This window comes from Streptomyces chromofuscus (assembly GCF_015160875.1).
In the GTDB taxonomy this organism is placed as follows: Bacteria; Actinomycetota; Actinomycetes; order Streptomycetales; family Streptomycetaceae; genus Streptomyces; species Streptomyces chromofuscus.
The window spans coordinates 4,828,276-4,847,394 of record NZ_CP063374.1; the positions used below are offsets into that span (position 1 = coordinate 4,828,276).

A 19,119-nucleotide genomic window follows, 5' to 3' on the forward strand; every position below is an offset into this window, starting at 1 on the left:
AGCCCGAAAAACAAGGGAGAGGGACCTGCGCCCCCCTCCGAGCGCAGCTCCCTCTCCCTTTGTCTCTGGTTCAGGCGTCGTTACGCCTCCGCGCCGGCCTTCTTGCGCCGGACGACGAACACCGCACCCGCACCGGCGACGACGGCGACGCCGCCGACCAGGCCGATCATGGGCAGCGCGGAGCTGGAACCGGTGTCGGCGAGGCTGCCCGTGGCCTCCACGTCGCTGACCTCGTCGAGGTCGGCCATCCCGCCCTGCGGCTCGGCGTCCCCGGGGTTACCGGCGTCCGAGCCCGCGGCGAGGATGTCGAAGAAGTAGATCCAGCCGTTCGGGTCGTCGGCCATCCAGCAGCCGTCGGCGTCCGAGTACTGCGCGAAGCCGCCGGTCAGACCGATGGCGTCGGGGACCTTGCCGCTGACGCTCAGCCGCAGCGGGTACGAGGTGGACTGACCAGCGCCGAGGTTGAACGGGGTGAAGGTCGCGCCCTCACCGGCGGCGTCCGCGAGCGTCTTCCAGGAGCCCTTGGCCTTGTCGAAGACCTGGACGGTGATCTCGCCGGAGTAGTCCTTCTCGTCCCAGCCGAGCGCGGCGACGCCGATCAGCGGCTTGATGTTCTTGATCTCCTCGTCGCCGCCGTTGGAGACGTCGAAGGAGAACTCGGTCCAGCCGCTGCCGGCCACGATCGTCTCGGGCAGGCCCGACAGACCGCTGGTCAGCTCCTCGCTGAGGCCGACGGACTCCTCGTCGGCGTTCTCGCAGAGGTCCTCCTCCGGCGTGGACTCGGTGGGGGTGGGGCTCGCGGGAGCGGTCGAGGAGGGCGAGGTGGGGCTGGTCGGCGTGCTGGGAGGCGTCTCGGAGGCGGTGCCGGTCGCCGACGGGCTGGACGTCGCGGTCTGGTCGCCGCCGGCGGGCGGCGTGTTCGTCGCGGGAGTGGTGGGCGACTCGGTGCCGGTCGCGCCCGGGGTGACGGTCGGCGTCTCGGTGGCGGTCTCCGTCGCGGTCGGGCTGGGGGAGCCCGTCTCGGTCGCGTACGCGGCCGGCGCCGCGAGCAGTGCCATCGGGGCTATCGCGGCGGTCGCGGCGGCGGCTGCCAGGGCGCGGCGAAGCTTCATGAAGACCTACCTGCTGAGTCGGAAGGGCTTCGCGCGCTGACGCGGTGGCCCTCGGTTATGCAGGTTTGATCACCGAGGCCCGGCAATGGTTGTCCGTGCTTCACACAGTTTTTATGTGACCTGGGTCACTTGGTTTGGGCGGGGTGGTGGAGGGCATCCGGTCGGTCGGGTGAGTGGGCGTGAGAAGGGCCCCGCGGGGCGGAGCCGCGGGGCCCTTCTTTCGTCAGCACCGGCGTCAGGGCAGCGCCAGTGCCTGGGAAGCGGCGCCGGGGGGTTGCGCCGCTTGCCTCCGGATGGTCTCGACCTCTGGCGGTACGTCGTCGCACCACCGGGTTGCGCTCCACCGCACGGCGGTGCGGTCGGCCGCGACGGGACGTCGACTTCGGGGGCTTTTCACGCATCGTGCTGGGTCGCCTCGGCCTCCGCAACCTTTTGACCCAGCTTCGGACAGTTCCGCCGGCCGGCCCCGGGCGTCCCCGGAGCCGACCGTTCTCTTGGGTGACCGGGCTGCTGTCCCCTGCCGTCCGGTCACTTCCCTGGAGCGAGGTCCCACGACGCACGGGACGATCCGTACGTCTCATCGCTCCAGCGAGCCACGCGTGGTTCTTTCGGGCCCGCCCCTGGCTGGCACGGACACCGGGACCAACGAAGGCCGGCGGGCGGCGGTCACGCGCCGTACGGGTGAGAGGAGGGGCGAACTCAGATGCGACCCCTGCACAGTTCGAGAAGCGTCAGGGCCAGCGCGGTGCCCGGCTTGCCGAGTTCACGCCGGTAGCGGCCGAGCACCTCCATCTCCCGGGAGAGGTTCACGCGCCGGCCGCCGGAGGTGATGCGGGCCTGCTGGATCACGGCCGACACGGCCATCCGTTCCTGGATCAGGCCGATGATCCGGTCGTCCAGCGCGTCGATGCGTTCCCGCGCGCCGGTGATCAGCTCGGCGGCCTCGTCTGTACGGGCGCCGGTCTTGTCGGCGGGGGTGCCGGCCGGGGCGGCGGTCTTGTCGGCGGGGGCGGCGGTTCTGTCGGCGGGGGTGCCGGTGGGGGCGGCGGTCCCGGTCGCGCTCGTGCTCCGCTCGGTCCCGGCTGCGGTGGTGGTGGTCATGATCGGGGGCCTCTCGTCGGATCGGCCCCGGAACGGACAAGGCCCCCAGAACGCCAGGCGCCCCGGACCTTGTCGGCCCGGGGCGCCTGGGAAGTCGCTTGTCAGTTGCTCAAGCAGCACGACCATGGCAGCCGGCGGACCGGATGCCATAGGTAAAGCGGAAGGTCGGGTGCGTGAGCATGCGGTCAGTATGCCGTGGCCGTCCGTGACCTCCAATTCGGTTCGCATCCTGAGACGGCGGTCACCTGCTCCGGCCCCGTTAGAATCGGCGGTACAGCCCTTTACAAGCCGCCGGAAGGCAACCCGTGTCATCAGCGACCCCCGCCGCCCCCGACACCGTCCTGGTCGTCGACTTCGGTGCGCAGTACGCCCAGCTCATCGCCCGACGCGTCCGCGAGGCCCGGGTCTACAGCGAGATCGTGCCGAGCACCATGCCGGTCCAGGACATGCTCGCCAAGAACCCGGCGGCGATCATCCTCTCCGGCGGCCCCTCGTCCGTGTACGAGGAGGGCGCGCCCCGCCTGGACCGGGAGATCTTCGAGTCCGGCGTCCCCGTCTTCGGCATGTGCTACGGCTTCCAGCTGATGGCGCAGAGCCTCGGCGGCACCGTCGACAACACCGGCGCCCGCGAGTACGGCCGCACCGACCTGCACGTCTCCAAGTCGTCCTCCACCCTCTTCGAGGGCACCCCGGAGGAGCAGGCGGTCTGGATGTCGCACGGCGACGCCTGCTCCGCCGCCCCCGAGGGCTTCAGCGTCACGGCCTCCACGGACGTCGTCCCCGTCGCCGCGTTCGAGAACGACGAGAAGAAGCTCTACGGCGTCCAGTACCACCCCGAGGTCATGCACTCCACGCACGGCCAGCAGGTCCTGGAGCACTTCCTCTACCGCGGTGCGGGTCTGCGGCCGAACTGGACCACCGGAAACGTCATCGAGGAGCAGGTCGAGGCGATCCGTGCGCAGGTCGGCGACAAGCGCGCCATCTGCGGGCTGTCCGGCGGCGTGGACTCCGCCGTCGCCGCCGCCCTCGTGCAGAAGGCCATCGGCTCGCAGCTGACCTGCGTCTACGTCGACCACGGCCTGATGCGCAAGGGCGAGACCGAGCAGGTCGAGAAGGACTTCGTGGCCGCGACCGGCGTGCAGCTGAAGGTCGTGGACGCCGAGGAGCGGTTCCTCAAGGCGCTGGCCGGGGTCACCGACCCCGAGGAGAAGCGCAAGATCATCGGCCGCGAGTTCATCCGCGTCTTCGAGCAGGCGCAGGCCGAGATCATCGCGGACGAGGGCCCGGCCGTCGAGTTCCTGGTCCAGGGCACCCTCTACCCGGACGTCGTCGAGTCCGGCGGCGGCACCGGCGCCGCCAACATCAAGTCCCACCACAACGTCGGCGGGCTGCCCGAGGACCTCGAGTTCAAGCTGATCGAGCCGCTGCGCAAGCTGTTCAAGGACGAGGTCCGGATGGTCGGCCAGGAGCTGGGCCTGCCGGAGGAGATCGTCCAGCGCCAGCCGTTCCCGGGACCGGGCCTCGGCATCCGGATCGTCGGCGAGGTCACCAAGGAGCGCCTCGACCTGCTGCGCGAGGCCGACGCCATCGCCCGCGAGGAGCTGACGGCGGCCGGCCTCGACCGTGACATCTGGCAGTGCCCGGTGGTGCTGCTCGCGGACGTCCGGTCCGTCGGCGTCCAGGGCGACGGCCGCACCTACGGCCACCCGATCGTGCTGCGCCCCGTCTCCTCCGAGGACGCCATGACGGCCGACTGGTCGCGGCTGCCGTACGACGTCCTCGCCCGGATCTCCACCCGGATCACCAACGAGGTGCGGGACGTCAACCGCGTCGTCCTCGACGTGACGTCGAAGCCGCCGGGGACGATCGAGTGGGAGTGACCCCCTGGGGCCACTGGTCCGGACGGCACTAGGTGCGCTTGATCGCACGCAGGGGAGCACCGGGCTTCCAGACCTGCACGACCAGATACGTGTCGTCCTCGACGTGGGTCCGTACGACCTCCGTCAGCTCGGTGCGAAAGAGGTGGAACGGCTCCGGCGGTTCCACCTCTTCGCCGTACCGGGCCTTCGTCTGCGCGTCCTCCACCTCGATCGCCCGCCCGGCGATCCGTACGTCACCGCCGCCCATCGACGTGCCCTCCCCGGGGTTCGCCTGGAGCGCGAAGCGCGGGTCGCGGCGCAGGTCGAGCGCCTTGAGCGAGTCCGGCATCATGCCGAGCCACAGCTCGCCGCCGAGGAACCGCACTTCGATCCCCGTCGTGCGCGGCGAGCCGTCCTTGCGCAGGGTCGCGAGGACGTGATGGGTGTAGGCGCCGAAGCGTTCCTCGACCGTCTTCGCGAGGTCGGGTTCGGCGGTGACGAAGGATGCCCAGTGCGCTGCCATACGGCGAGTGTGGCGGCGAAACCCGACGTCCTCTGTCCGGTATCCGCGGGGCCGGAGTGTCGCGCATGTCACCGAAGCCCTGTTCTCCCGCGCTGACGGAGGGTAATTTCCGCTCCGTACCGGAACCCAGCGCCGGAGGACCCATGGCCGCGCCCACCCCGCCCCAGCCATTGCCCACCGACCGGCTGCAGTTCCCGATGCCGCCGCGGTACGAGTCGGTCGACGACGAGCGCCGGCACCGCAAGGAACGGCTCGCGGGGGCGCTGCGGGTCTTCGGGCGGCACGGCCTCGAGGACGGCGTCTCCGGGCACATCACCGCCCGCGACCCCGAGTACAGCAACTGCTTCTGGGTCAATCCGTTCGGCATGCCCTTCCGGCACGTCACCGTGAGCGACCTGGTGCTGGCCAACCAGGACGGGCAGGTCGTCGAGGGCCGCTACCACGTCAACCAGGCCGCCTTCACCGTCCACGCCCAGGTGCACGCCGCCCGCCCCGACGTCGTCGCCGTCGCCCACTGCCATTCGGTGCACGGCCGCGCCCTGTCCGCGCTCGGCGACCTGCTCGACCCGATCACCCAGGAGAGCTGCGCCTTCTACGAGGACCACGCGCTGTACGACGCCTACAGCGGCGTCTCCGTCAACGCCGAGGAGGGCCGCCGCATCGCCGCCGCGCTCGGCTCCCGCAAGGCCCTCGTCCTGCGCAACCACGGCCTGCTGACCGTCGGCGACTCGGTGGACGCGGCGGCCTGGTGGTTCCTGTCCATGGAGCGCTCCTGCCAGGTACAGCTGACCGCGAGGGCCGCGGGCCGCCCGATCCTGATCGACCACAAGCAGGCCGTGGTGACGCGGGAGCAGCTCGGCGGCGATCTGGTCGCGTGGATCAACTACCAGCCGCTGTGGCAGGACATCACACGCCGGGAGCCGGATCTGCTGGCCTGACGGGTGCGCTGGTCGGGTCGGCCGTTGTGACCGGTGTGCCGGTGGGGTCGGCCGTGGTGACCGGCGGGCTGGTCGGGTCGGCTGTCCTGACGTGGGCGCTGGTCAGATGGGCCGTTGTGACCGGTCGGCTGGTCGGGTCGGCTGTCCTGACGGGGAGCGCTGGGCGGTCGGTCCGTTCAGAAGCCGCGCAGGACCGCTGCCTTGGCCGTCGTGAACTCCTCGTCGGTGAGTACCCCGTCCCGGTGAAGCTCGCCCAACTCCCTCAGCCGACGCAGGAGTACGTCGTGATGGTCGGCCGGCGGCGCGGTGGGGCCGGGGCACGGCGGGTGGCCGGTCTGGTCGCCGGGGGAGGTGAAGGTGCGGGTCGAGGGATGCGGCAGCCGGGCGGTGACCGCGGTGGCGACCAGGGCCGTGAGCAGGTCACGACGGGTGCTGCCCCACAGGTCGAGGGCGTACGGGTCCTTCTCGGGCGGCAACTTCGCATGCGCCGTCTCCCGCGTGACGAAGCGCAGGAAACCGTCCCCGGCCCCGGAGTTGGGCAGCCACTCGACCCGGACCAGGTCGCCGAGGGCGATGATCCGCGGGCCGGTCGCGCGCTTGACGCGGTCGGAGATGTCGCTCCAGTCGATCCTGACCTGCGTACCGTCGAAGGAGACCGTCCCGTCGGAGGACCGCACCGACACCGGGACCGGAGGCCCCGGCAGCAGATACCCCTGCGTCGGCCCCGTGGGGACCTGGTCCAGCAGCAGAGCCTGCCGGATCTCCTCGGCCAGGTACTCGGCGACCCCGGAACGGTCCAGGTCCACCGCGAGTTGGTAGGGGTCCGCCGCGTCGGGCAGCCGGCCGGCGGTCGCCTGGAGCAGCGGATCGGCGCCCTCCCGCAGCCGCAGCCCAAGTCGCCCGCGCTTGCGGTCCGGCTCGTACACCACACCGGCGACGGCCTCGAGCGGCACGACGACCTGCCCGTACGTCTGCCGGAACAGCGGTACGGAGCGGTGCAGCCCCGGTGTGATGCGTACCGTGCTGCCGTCGAAGGCCCAGGTCCCGTCGCGCTGGAAGATCTCGGCCATACGAGGATTCTCGCAGCCGGGTCAACACGGCGACCGCCCGTTCACCCGCGCCGACAGAGCTGACCGGACCTGCCGGACGCGCACCGGGTGCCGTAGGGCACAATTCGCTGACATCGCGGGGGAGTTGTACGGGCCGCCGGGAAACGGTCCCGGCTCCCCGGTGAGAGGTCCAGACTCTCCGACGAGCGGGCGGACGAGTGGGGCGCGGGGATGCGCGGAAGGCGGGCGTCGGGCGTGGCGGTGCAGGAGGCGAGACAGGGCGCACGGGTGCGCACGGGCGCGTTCGGAAGCGCTCACGACGGTGGCTGCACCTGCGGGGACTGTCCGCACGGTGCCCGTACGGGGCACCGGCGCGCGGTGGCCGAGTTCCTGCTGAAGCGGGACGAGTTCGCGGCCGGGCAGGGTCTGCCCGCGGCCGTCGCCCACTCCGCGTCGGCCTCCCGCCAGTGGGTCTCCGACGAGTTGACCCAGTCCGCGGCCGCGGTCGCCGAACGCGCCCGCGCCGAGGGCGAGGCCTGGCTGTCCCGCCTGTGGCGCCGCACGGCGTACGTGGTGTGGGCGCTGGTCCTGCTGTTGCTGCTGGCGCAGTCGCTGACGGCGATCGGCTCGGGCTGGACGGCGGCGCGCACCGCCGGGCTGCTCGCGGCCCTGCTGGTGGCGGTGGCCCTGACGGCGGCGTCCTTCTTCCACCGGGCGCGCGGTGGCGTACTGGCCCCGGTCGTCGGCGAGGACAACCGCCTGTCGACCTCCCGTGCCGTCGCCGCGATGTGGGTGCTGTTCGTCGCCTACGCCGTGCTGGTGCTGGCGGGACAACTGGCGGCCGCCTCCTCGCCCGCCGGGCGCGACGAGCTGATCGCCGGCCTCGAACTCGCCCGTGGCGCCGGCGTGGTGACCGTCCTCGCGGTCGCCTGCGGAATCGCCGTGCTGGTACGGCGCGTGGTCGGCCTGCGCGTCGCCGGGCAACGGCTGCAGAAGGTTCGCGCGGACCGGCCGAGGGCGGCCGATCTGCTGACGGACGACTCGGGCCGGGGCACCTTCGCCGACATCCAGTACGTCGTGATCAGCGCCGTCGCCCTGGTGTTCGCCGCGGTACGGCTGGCCCGCCGCCCCGACCAGCTGCCCGACCTGCCGTGGGGGCTCGCTGTGGTGGTGCTGGTGTCGGCGGCCACCTACCTGGCCGGCAAGTACGCCGAGGGTGGTCGCCCCGTCGTCCTCTCCGTCGTCCGCGCCCGCGAGGCCGGTGACCTGGACGCGCCCATCCGCACCGGCGAGGACATCGAGATCCGCGGCACGGGATTCGTCCCTCCGGGCGCCGGCACCGCCGACCGCCTCTCCCGCATGGTCGTCCGCATCGGCCCCGTCCATGTCCACGTCCCCCTGGTCCCGATCACCGGCGGCTTCAGCAACCCCACGGACACCCTGCTGACCGTGCCGGTACCGGCGGAGGTGGAGCCGGGACGGGTCGAGGTGCGGGTGGTGACGGCGGCGGGGGTCGAGACGAACGCGTATGTCATCGAGGTGACGGAGTGACAGGCGATGTAGGCCGATCGGGTTGTCACGGTACGCGTCCCCGTCGTACCTGACCCCTTCTCACCAGCACACCTGAACACGGTGTTGCGAAGCCTCGCCGAACCGTTCCGGTACATGACTGAGCGGGTGCATCCTTTCGTACGTATGGTCTTGTGAGGGCCCACTGCACGGCGTGCGAGAGGCGGCTGGCATAGATGACGCACAGTATTCGAACGGATACGCACAGAGTCCACCACGACGGCGGCCATGCCGACTGGCGGGACACCGCCACCCGCTACGCCCTCCTTCCCCTCCGGGTCTTCCTCGGCATCACCTTCATCTACGCCGGACTGGACAAGCTCACCGACAGCGCGTTCATGCAGGAGGCCGGTTCCGGCTCCATCGGCGACATGATGCGCACCGTCCGGGACTCCGCCGCCGTCCCGGCCCTGGTCGACCTCGCCCTGAAGAACCCCGTCGCCTTCGGCAACGCCATAGCCTTCGGTGAACTCGCCGTCGGCCTCGGCATACTCCTCGGCCTCCTCGGCCGCCTCGCCGCCCTCGGCGGCGCGCTGATCTCCCTCAGCCTCTGGCTCACCGTGAGCTGGGCGGCCGACCCGTACTACTACGGCAACGACCTCGTCTACCTGATGGCCTGGCTCCCGCTCGTCCTCGCCGGCACTCCGATCCTCTCCGCCGACGCGGCGATCCGCTCCCGACGCCGAGGCCGGCTGGGCGGATACCGCTAGCGGACACGGGCGCTCGCCGGCGACCCTAGCCCTCGCCCCGGTGTTGCCGTGCGGCGCCGCGGCGGCGTATGCCCCGGCCCAGCATCCCGGCCACGGCGGCCAGACACAGTCCCCCCACCATCAGGGGCAGCACCACGAACCACGGCACCTCCCAGCTGCCGCCCGCGTCGCCCGCGTACAGGACGCCTGTCGCGGCGGCTGCGCCGCCGGCCACCAGCCTGCCCGGCTGGAACTCATGACGCAGCACGGGTCACCTCCACCTGACCGACGCCCACCTTGAGATCGAGGTCGACCGTGCCGGCGCCCTTCGCACCCGACTGCGGAGCCAGCGTCACCTCCCGGTACCTGCCCGGCTGAACATCCACGTCCTGCTTCTGCTCGCCCGGCAATTGGATGTCGCCCACCCCCACGTCGATGTCGGCCTTCACCGTCACGTCCGGCGGCACGATCACCCGCAGCCGGCCCACGCCCACCTCGGCGTCCGTGGACACCGTCTGGCCCTCGGCCGGGTTCAGCCGGGTCAGGTCCAGGGTGCCGACGCCGGTGCCGAGATCGTATTTCGGCTTCAGGTCGGCCACCGCGGCAGGCCGCCACGTCGTGCGTATCCACTCCGTGCCGACGTTCTTGGGCAGTGCCGCCGCCCCGGCGAGCAGCGCCGCCGTGAGGACGGCCAGGAAGATCGACCCCGCTCCCGTACGGCCCAGGAGCGAGCTGACCGCGATGCCGAGCCCGATGACGACGAGCGCGCAGGCGAGTCCGGTCTGCAGGCTGGTCCCCAGTGGCTGCTCGTCCCAGGTCACGCGCGTGCCGATGGCCCCGGCCAGCAGCGCGAACAGGAAGATCCAGCCGCCTGTCCAGCGCGGCCCGCGCGGCTTGGGCGGCGCGGTGCGCCGGCTTTCGGCGGTTTGGGGGCCGGCGTCCGTGTCGAGGCTGATGTTGACGGCCGCCGCGATGTCCCGGTCCCGGGAGTCGCTGGGGCCCCACAGGTAGCCGGTGCGGCCGACGTGTGTGCCGTCCTTGACGATCGGGTCCCGCCACCAGGAGGGGTAGGCGGCGGGGACCGGCGGCGCCTGAGCCTCCGGCGGGGCGTCGGCGACGGCCTGCGCCGCCAGCGGGTCGGGGTCGGGGGCGCCCCGGCGCTGCGACCAGTAGGCGGCGCCCGCCAGGAGGAGGGAGAGGATGACGGCGAAGGTCAGCACACCGCCGTTCTTCAGCATCGTCAGGAAGACACCGCAGCCGACCAGCGCGAACAGCACGGCGGTGAGGGCCTGCCCGTCGACACGGCCGGTCAGCAGCTTGCGCACCTCGTTCTCGTCGTCGTTGTCGTACGGGACGAAGAGCCAGGCGAAGCCGTAGAAGATGAGACCGATACCGCCGGTCGCCGAGAGCACGGCGAGCGTGATCCGGAAGATCACCGGATCCATGTCGCACTGCCGCCCCAGTCCGGCACACACCCCGGCGAACATCTTGTGCCGCCGGTCCCGCCGGAACTTGTGCGGAGGTTCGAGAGCGCCGGCCCCTTCGGGTGCTCCGGGCTCGCCGGCCGCTCCCGGTCCGCCGGGGAAAGTTCCGGGTCCGCCGGGTCCGCCGGGTCCGCCGGGCACGCCGGCTCCGCCGCCGGCGTCGGTGGCGCTCCGGCCGGGCGCGCCCGCGCGCTCGTGCACGCGCGGTTCCTCACCTGCGGCGGTCGCGGCAGGCGCGTCGGACGCGGTGCCCGCGTCGGGCACGGCGTCCGCGGCGTGCTGGTGATCAGTCATGAGTCCATGGTGACGGGCGAGCAGCCGCCGCGGGAGTCGGTACGACCCTGGCCGGACCCTGATATCGCCCCTGAGCCGGGGCGGGGGAGGCGTTCGAACGACCGGCCCGTCGAAGATCAGGGGAGTCTCGGGGGTCGACCCTGATGCTCCGGCCCGCCCGCCGTGTGACCATCAGTGGCATGCCGGAAGCCGCAACCGCAGCAGCGCCACTCGACGAGCCGCGGCCGCCGCGCAAGCTCTACCGCAGCAGTGACGGACGCTGGCTCGGTGGCGTGGCGCGGGGGCTCGCCGGGCATCTCGGCCTGCCCGTGATCTGGGTGCGCCTGGTGTTCGTCGGCCTGTTCACGGCCGACGGCCTCGGTGCGCTGCTGTACGCAGCCTTCTGGTTCTTCGTGCCGCTCGGCGTCGGCGGCGTCGAGGCGCAGAAGCCGCCGTCCCTGGTCACCACCGAGACCTCTCCCGACGGCCGCAAGAGACTCGTGGCCCGCAAACCGGACAAGGGCCAGATCGTCGCCCTGCTCCTCATGGTCGTCGTGGCCATGGTCTTCGTGGGCAATGTGAACCTGGGCCGCGGTGCCCAGGCCTACCTCCTGCCGGCCGTACTGGCCGGCGCCGGTGTCGCCCTGGTCTGGCGCCAGGCGGACAACGCCCGCCGGGCCCGCTGGGTCGAGGTCGGCCGCCGCAAGCGCACCCTCACCCTTCTGCGCGCGGTGGCCGGCGTCCTGCTGGTCACCGCCGGTGTCACCGGCGTCTTCGTGCTCCAGGGCTCCGCCGCGCACCTCGGCTCGGTTCTCCAGGCGGCCCTCGCGGTACTCGTCGGGACAACGCTCCTCGCCGGCCCGTACCTGGTCCGTATGACCCAGGACCTCTCCGAGGAGCGCCTGATGCGCATCCGCGCCCAGGAGCGCGCGGAGGTCGCCGCCCACGTCCACGACTCGGTGCTGCACACCCTGACGCTGATACAGCGCAACGCGGACAACCCCGGCGAGGTGCGTCGCCTCGCCCGTGCCCAGGAACGCGACCTGCGCACCTGGCTGTACAAACCGGAGGGCACCGGCAAGGACGAGGCCGACGAGCCGACCACCCTCGCCGACGCGGTCCGGCGCAACGCCGCGGAGGTGGAGGACAAGCACGGCGTTCCCATAGAGGTTGTCGTGGTCGGCGACTGCCCGCTCGACGAGAGGATCGGCGCGCAGATGCAGGCCGCGCGCGAGGCGATGGTGAACGCCGCCAAGTACGGTGGCGACGGCGGCGCCGTGCAGGTCTACGCGGAGGTCGAGGGGAAGACGGTCTTCGTGTCCGTCCGGGACCGCGGTCCCGGCTTCGATCCCGACTCGATACCCGCCGACCGCATGGGCGTCAGAGAATCGATCATCGGCCGCATGGAGCGCAACGGCGGCACGGCCCGGCTGCGGGCGGTGCCGGGCGGCGGCACGGAGGTCGAGCTGGAGATGGAGAGGGTGGAGAAGACGTCATGAGCGACCCGACCGAGGCGAACGGGACGGCGGGAGCGGACGAGGCGGCCGAGCCCGCGCAGACGCCGGGCGGCGGTGCCGGACGGCGGCACGTGCGCGTGGTGCTCGTCGACGACCACCGGATGTTCCGCACCGGCGTACAGGCCGAGATCGGCCAGACCGAGCAGACCGGCGTCGAGGTCGTCGGCGAGGCCGCGGACGTCGACCAGGCGGTCACGGTCATCACCGCGACCCGGCCCGAGGTGGTCCTCCTCGACGTGCACCTGCCTGGCGGCGGCGGGGTCGAAGTGCTGCGCCGCTGCGCCGCGTTGATGTCCGACACCGAGCAGCCGGTCCGGTTCCTCGCCCTGTCCGTCTCGGACGCGGCGGAGGACGTGATCGGCGTGATCCGGGGCGGCGCGCGCGGATACGTCACGAAGACGATCACCGGCACGGACCTGGTCGACTCGATCTTCCGGGTGCAGGAGGGCGACGCGGTCTTCTCCCCGCGGCTGGCCGGCTTCGTCCTCGACGCCTTCGCCTCCACCGACGCCCCGCCGGTCGACGAGGACCTGGACCGCCTCACCCAACGGGAGCGGGAGGTGCTGCGGCTCATCGCCCGCGGGTATGCGTACAAGGAGATCGCCAAGCAGCTGTACATCTCCGTGAAGACGGTCGAGTCCCATGTCTCGGCGGTCCTGAGGAAGCTCCAGCTGTCCAACCGGCACGAGCTGACCCGCTGGGCGACGGCGCGCCGGCTGGTGTGAGGGCCGGGCGTCACACCACCCGGGTCGCCCCGGCGAACGGCATCTCGTCGATCGGGGCCAGGCGGACCGGCGCCGAGGGGTTGGGCGCGTGGATCATCTGGCCGTTGCCGACGTAGAGGCCGACGTGGCTGATGCCGGAGTAGAAGAACACCAGGTCGCCGGGGAGCAGTTCGGAGCGTGCGACGCGGCGGCCGGCGTCGATCTGGGCGTAGGTGGTGCGGGGCAGGGAGACCCCGGCGGAGCGGTACGCGGCCTGGATCAGCCCCGAGCAGTCGAAGGCGTTGGGACCGGTGGCGCCCCAGACGTAGGGACTGCCGAGCTTCTGGTAGGCGTACGAGACGGCTGCTGCGGCGCGCGAGTTGGGGGCCGTCGACGTGGCGGGCCCCGGGGCCTGGAGGGTGTCGCGGCCTGCCGTGGAGGCGCGCGAGGCGCGGTCGGTGCCGTCGTCCTGCGCGAGCCGCGCCCGCTCCTCGGCCGTCAGCCGGGACAGCAGACGCCGTGCCTCGTCCAGCTTGCCGGTGACGGTCGTCTTGTGCCGTTTCAGCTCGGCCTGCCGCGACTGGAGCGAGGCCAGTTCGACGCGTGCCGCGCCGCGCAGCTGTTCGATCTCCCGCAGTTGCCGGCGTACCCGGGAGACGGCGGCCGCCTGCCGGTCGCCGGCGCGTTCGGCGAAGGCGGCGCCGTCGAGGTACCGGTCGGGGTCGTCGGAGAGGACGAGCCGCAGGGCGGGGTCGAGGCCACCGTCCCGGTACTGGGCGGCGGCGTACGAACCGAGTGCCTGCCGGGCGGAGTTGAGCCGGTCCTCCTTGCGGGCCGCCTCGTCCTGGAGGGTCCCCAGCCGTTTCTGCGCCGCCTGGGCCTCCTCCTTGGCGCCGTTGTACTTCTCGGTGGCGACCTCCGCCTCCTGGTACAGCTTGTCCACCTTGGCCCTGACCTGCCCCGGCGTCAGCTGGGGCTCGGCGTGGCCGGTCCCGTCGAGGCCCGCGGCGGTCGCCGCGCCCGCGAGGGCGATCGTCGCCGCCGTGCGGGCCCTGGTGCCGTGGGCCGGGCGTGGTCGGGGCTTGCGGTGCGCTGCCACGTGGACTGCACGTCCTTTCGTACGACTCGGGCGACCGCCGTGTCCGTACGGCCACCGGGTGGACGTACGACCGCCCGGGGCGGTTGACGCGTCCGGCGGCGCCCCGCGCAGGGGAAGCGGGGCGCCGCCGGACCTTCTCGGCGGTGGTGCCCGGCTGCCGCCTTTGGCCAGGGCGGCGGTGGGGAGCCGGTCACCTGGTGGAGGACGCTAAGCCCGGGCGTGACGGCGCGGTGACGCCTTGTGCGGAAGTGGCGGCAGGGGACCGGTGGGTGACCGTATGTGACCGTGATCCCGGTCCGGGGCGGTCGCCTTGACGCAGGGCGATGACCGATGCGGCGATTTCCTGGGCGGATGTGGCCGCGAGGCTGCTATGGCGCGCATATATGCAGTCACCGTGCGGCCCGTACGCAGTCACCGTGTGCTCGACCGGGAGGTTCCGGGCAGCCCGTGGCCGCGGCCCGGTGCCGGGCGGCCCGGAACGCCCCCAGAAGGTCTCCGTACCCCCCTGCTGGGGCCTCAGTACCTCCTGATTAGGCTCCGGCCATGGACGTACTCATCCACCTCTTCGTCGGCCTGCACATCATCGGCATCGCCTCCCTCCTCGGTGGTTTCCTCACCCAGATGAAGGCGATGGGGGCCGGCACCGCGCGATTCGTCCCGGCGATGCTGCACGGCGCGCTGACCATGCTGGTCACCGGCGTGATCCTGGTCGGCCTGAACCAGGCCGACGACCAGCCCGTCGACAACATCAAGATCGGTGTGAAGCTGGCCCTGCTGATCGTGATCCTCGGCCTCGTCTACGTGAAACGGGACGACGAAAAGGTGGACAAGGGCATGTTCGGCCTGGTGGGGCTTCTCACCACGGCGAACGTCTTCATCGCCGTGCTCTGGACCTGACGTCCCGCCGTACGCGCGCGTGCCGCACACACCGCCGCACGCGCGCGTGCCCGTCGTTCGCCTCCCGGCGCCCGGTGTCAGGCCGGGCGGACGACGCTGTGGATGGAGGACTCGCCGTCGTAGTAGACCGACTCCTCGCGGACGTACGTGCCCGGCTTCGGAGCGTGGATCATCATGCCGTTGCCGATGTAGATGCCGACGTGGGTGACGTCGTCGTAGAAGAAGATCAGGTCGCCCGGCTGGGCGGCGGCGAGGGAGACCGTCGTGCCGGCGTTGACCTGGTCGTAGGTGGTGCGGGGCAGGCTGACGTCGGCGGCCTTCCACGCGGCCTGCGTGAGGCCAGAGCAGTCGTAGGAGTCGGGTCCGGTGGCACCCCACACGTACGGCTTGCCGATCTGCGCGCGGGCGAAGGCGAGCGCCTTCTCGGCCTTGGTGCCGTACGAGGAGTCCGACACGGAGGTGCCGGAACCGGACTCGGTGGTGGTCGACGAACCGCTGCCGGCCGACTCCTGCGTCTGCTCCTGGGCCAGCTCCTGCTCCTGCTGCGCCGCTTCCTGGCGTCGCTGCTCCTCCGCCTCCGCCTGCTGCCGGGCGAGCTCGGCGGCCTTGCGCGCGGCCTCCTCCTGCTTCTCCTTCTCGATCGCCGCGAGGCGGGCCTTCTCCTCGGCGGTCAGCTCCGACAGCAGGTCCCGCGCGTCGGCGAGCTTCTTCTGGACGGTGGCCTTCGCCGTCCGCAGCTCGTCCTGCGACTCGGTGAGCGTCGCCAGGCTCTCGGTGGCCTCCTGGCGCTTCTGCATCGTCGCCGACTGCTCGGTGAAGTACTCGTCGACCGCGCTCTTCTGATGGCTGGTCAGCCGGCCCATCAGCTGGGTCTGGTCGAAGTAGTCCTGCGGGGAGTCGGCGAGCAGGAAGGTGGCGGTGTCGGGGACGGACGCGCCGGTGCGGTACTGGGCGGCGGCGTACGCCCCCAGCTCCTCGCGCGCCTCGTTCAGCTTCTGCGTGCGCTGGGCGACGTCGTCCAGGAGCGTGTCGACGTGCTTGCGCTGCTTCGCGGTCCGCTCCTTGGCCGCGTTGTACTTCTCTGTCGCCGACTCCGCCTGGCGGTAGAGATCGTCGACCTTCTTCTCGACCTCTTCCAGGCTCGGCTTGTCGTCGGCCGAGGGTGCGGCGTTGGCGGTCTGGGAGAGCAGGGCCACGGAAGTCAGGGCAGCGGTGGCCAGGGCGGGGGTCCGTATGCCTGCTACCCGCGCGCCCGCGGGGCGCGACTTGCGGTGCGACGCCAAAGGAGGCGACTCCTTCCATCTGCCGCCTACCGGGTTAGCTGTCGGGTTCGGGCGGGTGGTTCGGAAGGGTTGCCCTACGGTCCGCTCCGGGTGGGAGCCGGCCGATTCACCCCAGGTTCGGTTGGGTCCCCGGCTCCGGCCGCCTGGGCGCACCGGACTCGGCGGAGGCCGCGCGGCCCGGCGACGTTCGCCGGTGGGGGTCGTGCGGCCTGACCGGCACGCTAGCCAACTCGTGTGGCCCCTGTGAAGGTTGGTGGGTGATATGCCCGATACATTTTCGTGACCTGCGGTCAGACGTCACGGCGCGCGTGAGATCGTGTTCGGACGGTGAGTGCCCGGTCGGCGTGGGGGCGGGGCAGGGCGTCCCGCGGGTGGCCCGCCTGTGACGCCCGTCTCCCTCCGGGACCTCGTTCCGCGTCCCGGCCCGGGGATGTTCTCGAGGAGGCCGCGGGTTGTCAGTGGGGCACCCTAGACTCGGAGAGCGATGAGCAGCCTCTTTGACGACAGCTTCCTGGCGGACCTCCAGGCCCCGCGGGCCCATGAGGAGCCTCCGCCGCCGCCCGAGGACGATTACGCTCCGGAGCCGGTTCCGGACGATCTGTTCGACGGGAAGTTCGACGTGCCCCGGGACCGGGACGCCTACTACCGAGACGGCGCCCATCGCCCCGCCGTGGACGCCGCCGCGCTCCTGGAAGGGCTGAACGACAACCAGCGCGCCGCTGTCGTCCACTCCGGCTCCCCCCTGCTCATCGTGGCCGGCGCCGGCTCCGGCAAGACGCGGGTCCTCACCCACCGCATCGCCCACCTCCTCGCCGAGCGGGGGGTGCACCCGGGCCAGATCCTCGCGATCACCTTCACCAACAAAGCCGCGGGCGAGATGAAGGAGCGCGTCGAGCAGCTCGTCGGCCCGCGCGCGAACGCCATGTGGGTGATGACCTTCCACAGCGCGTGCGTGCGCATCCTGCGCCGCGAGTCCAAGAGGCTCGGCTTCACCTCGTCCTTCTCGATCTACGACGCAGCCGACAGCAAGCGCCTGATGTCCCTGGTCTGCCGCGACCTGGACCTCGACCCCAAGCGCTTCCCGCCCAAGTCCTTCAGCGCCAAGATCAGCAACCTGAAGAACGAGCTGATCGACGAGGAGGACTTCGCCGCCCAGGCCGCCGACGGCTTCGAGAAGACCCTCGCCCAGGCGTACGCGCTGTACCAGTCACGCCTGCGCGAGGCGAACGCCCTCGACTTCGACGACCTGATCATGACGACGGTCAACCTGCTCCGCGCGTTCCCGGACGTCGCCGAGCACTACCGCCGCCGCTTCCGGCACGTCCTCGTCGACGAGTACCAGGACACCAACCACGCCCAGTACGCCCTCGTCCGCGAGCTCGTCGGCACCGGCGCGCACGACGAGGACGTACCGCCCGGCGAGGACGACCTGCCGCCCGCCGAGCTGTGCGTGGTGGGTGACGCCGACCAGTCCATCTACGCCTTCCGCGGCGCGACGATCCGCAACATCCTCCAGTTCGAGGAGGACTACCCGGACGCGACGACGATCCTGCTGGAGCAGAACTACCGCTCCACCCAGACGATCCTCTCCGCGGCCAACGCCGTCATCGAGCGCAACGAGTCCCGTCGCCCCAAGAACCTGTGGACGAACGCGGGCGCGGGCGCGCGCATCACCGGCTATGCCGCCGACACCGAGCACGACGAGGCGCAGTTCGTCGCCGACGAGATAGACCGCCTCACGGACGCCGGCGAGGCGAAGGCCGGCGACGTCGCCGTGTTCTACCGCACCAACGCCCAGTCCCGTGTCTTCGAGGAGATCTTCATCCGCGTCGGCCTGCCCTACAAGGTCGTCGGCGGCGTCCGCTTCTACGAGCGCAAGGAGGTCCGGGACGTCCTGGCCTACCTGCGGGTGCTGGCCAACCCGGAGGACTCGGTGCCGCTGCGCCGCATCCTCAACGTGCCCAAGCGGGGCATCGGAGACCGCGCCGAGGCGATGATCGACGCCCTCTCCCAGCGCGAGAAGATCAGCTTCCCGCAGGCGCTGAAGCGGGTCGACGAGGCGTACGGCATGGCCGCGCGGTCGACGAACGCCGTGAAGCGGTTCAACACGCTGATGGAGGACCTCCGCACGATCGTCGAGTCCGGCGCCGGACCGGCGACGATCCTGGAAGCCGTGCTCGAACGCACCGGCTACCTCGCCGAGTTGCAGGCCTCCACCGACCCGCAGGACGAGACCCGGATCGAGAACCTTCAGGAACTCGCCGCCGTCGCCCTGGAGTTCGAGCAGGAGCGAGGTGAGGGCGAGGCGGGCACGCTGGCCGACTTCCTGGAGCAGGTCGCGCTGGTCGCCGACTCCGACCAGATCCCGGACGAGGAGGACGGCGACGGCGTCATCACCCTGATGACCCTGCACACCGCCAAGGGCCTGGAGTTCCCGGTCGTCTTCCTCACCGGCATGGAGGACGGCGTCTTCCCGCACATGCGTGCCCTCGGCCAGACGAAGGAGCTGGAGGAGGAGCGCCGCCTGGCGTACGTCGGCATCACCCGCGCCCGGGAGCGGCTGTACCTCACGCGGTCGGTGATGCGCAGCGCCTGGGGGCAGCCGCAGTACAACCCGCCGTCCCGGTTCCTGGAGGAGATCCCGGCGGCGCACGTGGACTGGAAGCGGACGGGCGCCCCGGCGGCCCCCGCGGGCCCGGTCTCGGGCGTGGCGGCGTCCCTGTCCTCGTCCCGTTCGCGCTCCTCGGCGTCGGGCGCGTCCGGGTTCGCCACGCGGCGGACGACCGAACAGCCGGTGGTCGGGCTGGCGGTCGGGGACCGGGTGACACACGACCAGTTCGGGCTCGGCACCGTCATGGCGGTGAAGGGCACGGGCGCTAACGCGGAAGCGACCATCGACTTCGGCGACGCGAAGCCCAAGCGGCTGCTGCTGCGGTACGCGCCGGTGGAGAAGCTCTAGCGGTACGGGACCGGTCCGGGCCCTCTTGCAGGACCGCGGAAAACAAAACGGGGGGCCGGGGTC

16 protein-coding genes and 1 riboswitch are annotated in these 19,119 nt (G+C 71.7%); of the genes, 8 read left to right on the forward strand and 8 right to left on the reverse strand.

Annotated features, from left to right (window positions below; all coding sequences use genetic code 11):
- Positions 1-80 precede the first annotated feature (80 nt).
- Both IPT68_RS21905 and IPT68_RS21910 read right to left on the reverse strand, forming a co-directional pair.
- Positions 81-1,112 carry an LAETG motif-containing sortase-dependent surface protein gene (locus IPT68_RS21905; protein ID WP_189700515.1) on the reverse strand — a complete coding sequence of 344 codons (1,032 nt, stop codon included), beginning with the start codon at positions 1,110-1,112 and terminating at the stop codon, positions 81-83.
- Positions 1,113-1,811: 699 nt separating this feature from the next.
- A complete protein-coding gene (locus IPT68_RS21910) occupies positions 1,812-2,213 on the reverse strand; it encodes a chorismate mutase (protein ID WP_189700514.1) in 402 nt (133 codons plus the stop codon).
- Positions 2,214-2,518: 305 nt separating this feature from the next.
- Here IPT68_RS21910 and guaA point away from each other — a divergent pair, with 305 nt between their 5' ends.
- Positions 2,519-4,093 carry a glutamine-hydrolyzing GMP synthase gene (guaA, locus tag IPT68_RS21915; protein WP_189700513.1) on the forward strand — a complete coding sequence of 525 codons (1,575 nt, stop codon included), beginning with the start codon at positions 2,519-2,521 and terminating at the stop codon, positions 4,091-4,093.
- Positions 4,094-4,121: 28 nt separating this feature from the next.
- Here the strand turns inward: guaA and IPT68_RS21920 are convergent, their stop codons facing one another.
- Positions 4,122-4,595: a pyridoxamine 5'-phosphate oxidase family protein gene (locus IPT68_RS21920; RefSeq protein WP_189700512.1), complete on the reverse strand. Its 474-nt coding sequence runs from the start codon at positions 4,593-4,595 to the stop codon at positions 4,122-4,124.
- A 143-nt stretch (positions 4,596-4,738) separates the two neighbouring features.
- Between IPT68_RS21920 and IPT68_RS21925 the strand changes: the two genes are divergently transcribed.
- Complete coding sequence (locus IPT68_RS21925; protein ID WP_189700511.1) at positions 4,739-5,533, forward strand: class II aldolase/adducin family protein; 795 nt, start codon at positions 4,739-4,741, stop codon at positions 5,531-5,533.
- Positions 5,534-5,709: 176 nt separating this feature from the next.
- On the opposite strand, the gene IPT68_RS21930 is transcribed toward IPT68_RS21925, so the two are convergent.
- On the reverse strand, positions 5,710-6,603 hold the full coding sequence (locus tag IPT68_RS21930) for a DUF4429 domain-containing protein (RefSeq protein ID WP_189700510.1): 894 nt from the start codon (positions 6,601-6,603) through the stop codon (positions 5,710-5,712).
- Positions 6,604-6,837: 234 nt separating this feature from the next.
- Here IPT68_RS21930 and IPT68_RS21935 point away from each other — a divergent pair, with 234 nt between their 5' ends.
- Both IPT68_RS21935 and IPT68_RS21940 read left to right on the forward strand, forming a co-directional pair.
- Complete coding sequence (locus tag IPT68_RS21935) at positions 6,838-8,133, forward strand: hypothetical protein (RefSeq protein ID WP_189700509.1); 1,296 nt, start codon at positions 6,838-6,840, stop codon at positions 8,131-8,133.
- A 194-nt stretch (positions 8,134-8,327) separates the two neighbouring features.
- Positions 8,328-8,861 carry a DoxX family membrane protein gene (locus tag IPT68_RS21940; RefSeq protein ID WP_189700508.1) on the forward strand — a complete coding sequence of 178 codons (534 nt, stop codon included), beginning with the start codon at positions 8,328-8,330 and terminating at the stop codon, positions 8,859-8,861.
- Positions 8,862-8,886: 25 nt separating this feature from the next.
- Here IPT68_RS21940 and IPT68_RS21945 read toward each other — a convergent pair whose 3' ends face one another.
- Both IPT68_RS21945 and IPT68_RS21950 read right to left on the reverse strand, forming a co-directional pair.
- On the reverse strand, positions 8,887-9,108 hold the full coding sequence (locus IPT68_RS21945) for a hypothetical protein (RefSeq protein ID WP_189700507.1): 222 nt from the start codon (positions 9,106-9,108) through the stop codon (positions 8,887-8,889).
- Positions 9,095-10,618 (reverse strand): PspC domain-containing protein, encoded by a 1,524-nt coding sequence (locus IPT68_RS21950; protein WP_189700506.1) that lies wholly within the window; start codon positions 10,616-10,618, stop codon positions 9,095-9,097. Before IPT68_RS21950 ends, IPT68_RS21945 begins: the two co-directional genes overlap by 14 nt.
- Before the next feature lie 143 nt (positions 10,619-10,761).
- On the opposite strand from IPT68_RS21950, the gene IPT68_RS21955 reads away from it, so the two are divergent.
- Both IPT68_RS21955 and IPT68_RS21960 read left to right on the forward strand, forming a co-directional pair.
- Positions 10,762-12,096: an ATP-binding protein gene (locus IPT68_RS21955; RefSeq protein ID WP_189700505.1), complete on the forward strand. Its 1,335-nt coding sequence runs from the start codon at positions 10,762-10,764 to the stop codon at positions 12,094-12,096.
- Entirely contained in the window at positions 12,093-12,839 is a 747-nt protein-coding gene (locus IPT68_RS21960) for a LuxR C-terminal-related transcriptional regulator (RefSeq protein WP_189700504.1), read from the forward strand. Before IPT68_RS21955 ends, IPT68_RS21960 begins: the two co-directional genes overlap by 4 nt.
- 10 nt (positions 12,840-12,849) lie before the next feature.
- Here the strand turns inward: IPT68_RS21960 and IPT68_RS21965 are convergent, their stop codons facing one another.
- A complete protein-coding gene (locus IPT68_RS21965; protein ID WP_189700503.1) occupies positions 12,850-13,917 on the reverse strand; it encodes a C40 family peptidase in 1,068 nt (355 codons plus the stop codon).
- A gap of 543 nt (positions 13,918-14,460) precedes the next feature.
- Between IPT68_RS21965 and IPT68_RS21970 the strand changes: the two genes are divergently transcribed.
- Positions 14,461-14,814, forward strand: coding sequence for a hypothetical protein (locus tag IPT68_RS21970; protein WP_189700502.1), 354 nt, complete (start codon positions 14,461-14,463; stop codon positions 14,812-14,814).
- Positions 14,815-14,891: 77 nt separating this feature from the next.
- Here the strand turns inward: IPT68_RS21970 and IPT68_RS21975 are convergent, their stop codons facing one another.
- Complete coding sequence (locus IPT68_RS21975) at positions 14,892-16,097, reverse strand: C40 family peptidase (protein ID WP_189700501.1); 1,206 nt, start codon at positions 16,095-16,097, stop codon at positions 14,892-14,894.
- Between the two features lie 8 nt (positions 16,098-16,105).
- Positions 16,106-16,271, reverse strand: a riboswitch (cyclic di-AMP (ydaO/yuaA leader).
- Positions 16,272-16,581: 310 nt separating this feature from the next.
- Between IPT68_RS21975 and pcrA the strand changes: the two genes are divergently transcribed.
- A complete protein-coding gene (gene pcrA / locus IPT68_RS21980) occupies positions 16,582-19,056 on the forward strand; it encodes a DNA helicase PcrA (RefSeq protein WP_189700500.1) in 2,475 nt (824 codons plus the stop codon).
- Positions 19,057-19,119 lie beyond the last annotated feature (63 nt).